The organism is bacterium (assembly GCA_026398675.1).
Lineage (GTDB): Bacteria > RBG-13-66-14 > RBG-13-66-14 > RBG-13-66-14 > RBG-13-66-14 > RBG-13-66-14.
In genome coordinates, this window is the sequence record JAPLSK010000111.1 from 1 (window position 1) to 3973 (window position 3973).

A 3973-nucleotide genomic window follows, 5' to 3' on the forward strand; every position below is an offset into this window, starting at 1 on the left:
GGAGACCAGCCCCTGCGCCGACAGGTGGCCGTCCTCCACGTCCACCGTGTCTTGCATAAAAGGCAGGTCGTCCAGGGGGAAGTCGTACGCGCCGAAGTAGAGCTCCAGCGGCCTTTCGAGGGAGGTGAGACCGAGACGGCCCACGGCGTCCATCGAGCCGCCCACAAGCGAGGCGTCCAGACCGACGAGGCGGACCTCCTCCCCGGTGAACTCGGCATCGAGATGGATGTCATCCACCTCGAAATCATCGGTGCCGATATTCCGGGCGGTGAGGGTCAGGGTTCCCAGTTTCGCCTCGGAGTCGCCGGGGGGCAGGGGCTTCACGCCGGCGAGGGCGTCCACCAGCTCGACAAAGTTCACGCCGGGGCGAATGACGAGCCCCAGCGCCAGGTTCTGCAGATGGTACCCCTCGCAGGAGACGCCCGCCAGGCTGAGCTCGAGATTCACCTGGGGTTCCACGAGCCGGCCGGAAACCTCCAGGTTCAGCCGGGCCAGGCCGGAGATTGGATTTTCGGAGAGGCCCAGCGCGGACGAGAGGGCTCCCAGGTCCACCTCGGGGGCGCGGAGCCGCGCGGAGAGCTCCTCGTCATCGAAGGAGTACGTCCCCCCCAGCGAGACGGAGCCGGCGGCGGTCACCAGTTCCACGTCCTCCACCCTCACCCAGTCCCCGGTCAGCTCCGTGACGAAGGGGTGGGCGTTCAGGATATCGAAGTCGTGGTACACGACGTGGAGGAGGTCCGTGGAGAAGAGGATGTCGGTCCCGGGGGGACCGGGCCCGAGGAGCCGGAAGCCGCCCCGGTAGAAGAGGGACGTCTCCGGATCCACGACGAGGTAGAGCTGCTCGATCTCGCCGGTATCGCCGGCAAAGCTCAGACGCCCCTCCAGCTCCTCGAAGGTTCTCCCGCCGGCCGTGATGCCCGCCAGGCGCAGCTCGCCCCTGAACGCGGGCCGGTCGGTGAGGGACAGCGTACCGCCGACCCACCCCTGCTCCACCCGGTTCTCGCCGTACCCGGCGTCGCGGGCGTCCAGCTCGAAGAGGAGGTCGCTCAGCCTTACCTCCCCCTCGACCGAGGTCAGGTGGAGGTTGCCCGAAAGTCGGGCCTCTCCGACGGTGAATCCGGCGCAGGAGCCGTGGGTGAGGAAGAGCTCGACGCGGGTGGCCAGGTCGGATAATGTGCCCTCCAGGGCGGCGCGGAAGTCGAGCGTCCCCGCCAGGTCGGGCTCTCCGACCAGCCCGGCCAATCGGTCCAGGGGCACCCCGCGGCCGTCAACGGTGAAGGCCAGCCCCGAGGAGGTGATGCGCCCGCGGCCGTTTATCCGCGCGCCGCCTATGCTCAAGAGCCCCTCGGTGACGACGAAGTCGTCCGGGGTGCCGTGACCGGCCAGATGGAGCCCGTTGATGCGCACCCCCCTGAGCCGGCTGGGGAAGAGGACGACCTTGGCGGTGATGCCGTCCACGGCATCGTCACCCCCGTGGACGGTGAACCGGCCGTTGAAGTCGCCGGGCCATTGGGCCAGCGTCAGGGGCGCCAGCTCGGCGGGGTCCAGACCGTAGAAATCCAGCGCGGCCTCGACGGTCGGCCTCTCCCCGGAAAAGTCCACCGTTGCGGAGCCGGAGGCCCGGCCGCCGCCTCGACTCAGGCGGACCTTTTCCAGCGCGAGCCGCCCGTCCGCGTAACTTCCCCCGAGCTCCAATCCGTCGAGGAGGCACCCACCGACGGAGGGGTTCCGCGCCTTCAGCGTGAACCGGGCCCGGGGATCGGCGAAAGTGCCCTCTAGACGGCAGGTGAACTCGGTGTCGCCGGCCGGGGCGAGATCCCCGAGACCCACGCTCCGGAGCTCGGACAGGGAGAAGTGGGGCGAGTAGACGTCGAAGTCCAGCCGGTCCGTCGCCGGCTCCATCTCGCCCGCCACGTAAACCATCGAGGAGGAGGTGACGAGGGTCACGCCGTCGAACCGGATGGGACCGTCCTGGATGACCTTCATCCCGCCGTAGACCCGGAAGGTCCCGCCCCGGTACAGGCTGGTCCTGCCGCTTATGTCGATGCCTTGTAAGCCCACGTCCCCCGCGTCCAGGTCGAGGGACACCCGCCCCGAGAGGCTGTCGCACTCCAAGTCCGACTGCCCCTCGTCGAGGAAGTCGAAGCGGAATCCGGCGTTCACCAGCCTCACGTCGTCAACGACCAGGGGCGCCGCCGCCGCCGTCTTCTCGCCCCGCCTTCTGAAAATCTCCGTCACGTTCAGCCGGTCGCCCGGCATCTCTTCCAGCACGACCTCGGCGTCCGTCACCCTGGCCACCCGGAGCCGCACCTCGCCGGCGAGCATCTCGAAGGGGTTGTACTCCACATCCGTTTCTTTTACCACGACGAAGTAAGGCGCCTTGCAACCGGGCGGGTTGGAGATGGTCACGTCGCGCACCGTGGCGCCGGTCAAGAGCACCCCCTCCAGGCCTCCGATGGAAAAGTCCGCGTTGTACTCCTCGCTGAGGGCTTTCTCCACGGTCCGGACAATCCAGCGCTTGACGAAGGGGGTCTGGAGAACGATGAGGACGACGACGACCAGCCCCAGCGCCGACCCGATGGTCCATGACAGGACCTTCAGGCCGACGGAGAGCCAGCGGGGCCACCGCCCGTTTCGGGCGCCGGAGTCCCCTTTGGCGCTGGGTTTGGCGTTTTTTGGGGTCATCGGTTGCGTATTTTGCTTTCACCGCGGCGGGGTCGCGGCCTCCGGCGCGTTCGTACAAGCGTACCATGACGCCGGGCGGGTGGCAATCCGCGCCCGAAGGGAATATCTGCGCCCGAAGGTAAATCCGCGGGGTTGACTGCCCCCCCGGGGAACTTTATAATCTGCGCCCGAAGGTAAATCCAACGAGTTCATCGCCCACTCGAACCCGTACACCGCGAGGAAAGATGGACCTGACCGCCCTCATCTACGCCGTCTGCTGCCTGGGCGCCCTGGGGCTTTTGTTCGGCATCGCCCTGGCCGTGGTGGCCAAGAAGTTCGGCATCGAGGTTGACCCCAAGGTGGCCGAGATCCAGGACAACCTGCCCGGCGCCAACTGCGGCGCCTGCGGATTCCCCGGCTGCTCCGGCTACGCCGAAGCGGTGGCCACCGGCAAGACCCCGGTGACCGGCTGCACCCCGGGCGGCGACCCCGTGGTCGCGATAATCTCCAAAATCATGGGCGTCACCGCGGAAGGGACGCGGAAGATGATGGCCGTCGTCCGCTGCCAGGGCGACCACGACCGCGCCGTGGACGCTTACACTTACTACGGCGTGCCGCGGTGCTCGGTTGCGGTGAACCTGGATTCGGGCCACAAGGCCTGCACATACGGCTGCCTGGGCTTCGGCGACTGCGTGGAGGCGTGCCCCTTCGACGCGCTCTTCATGAGCGCCGCCGGCCTGCCGGTGGTGGTCGAGGAAAAATGCACCGCCTGCGGGGCCTGTGCGCGCGCCTGCCCCCGCAGCATCATCGCGCTCATCCCCGCCGACGAGCCGGTTTACCTGGGCTGCGTCAACCGCGGCCGGGGCAAAGCGGTCAAGGACGCCTGCCGGGTGGGCTGCATCGGCTGCTCCATCTGCGCCAAGGAGAAGGGCAATCCCAAGGGCGGGATTGAGATGGACGACGCCCTGCCGGTGCTGGACTTCGACCACGCGGGGCACGATTTCGCCGACGCCCTGCGGGCCTGCCCGCAGTCGAGCTTCGTCCGGCGGCTGCCCGCCGCGGCGGCGGAGATCCCCAAGGCCTCGTAGCGTCTGTCGGTTAATCAACACCTCACCCAAGGGTGAGGTTTTTTTAGTTAAGTCAGGATACCCGCCCCTACGTCTATACACCGCGAACCCCACCCGTAGGGGCGACCGTCCACGGTCGCCCGCCGCCCCCCCCACCCCGTGGGGGCGGCGCGCCGCCGGGGGTGGGGGTGGGGGGTGCGGCGGGTTCCCTCTCCCGGTGGGAGAGGGATTAAGGGTGAGGG

At 68.3% G+C, this 3973-nt stretch carries 2 protein-coding genes; one reads left to right on the forward strand and one right to left on the reverse strand.

Features of this window, described 5'->3' with window-relative positions; all coding sequences use genetic code 11:
- Positions 1 to 2685, reverse strand: a 2685-nt coding sequence (locus NTW26_02500) for a hypothetical protein (GenBank protein MCX7021143.1), incomplete at its 3' end; no start/stop codon positions are given.
- A gap of 224 nt (positions 2686 to 2909) precedes the next feature.
- On the opposite strand from NTW26_02500, the gene NTW26_02505 reads away from it, so the two are divergent.
- A complete protein-coding gene (locus NTW26_02505; protein MCX7021144.1) occupies positions 2910 to 3752 on the forward strand; it encodes an RnfABCDGE type electron transport complex subunit B in 843 nt (280 codons plus the stop codon).
- Positions 3753 to 3973 lie beyond the last annotated feature (221 nt).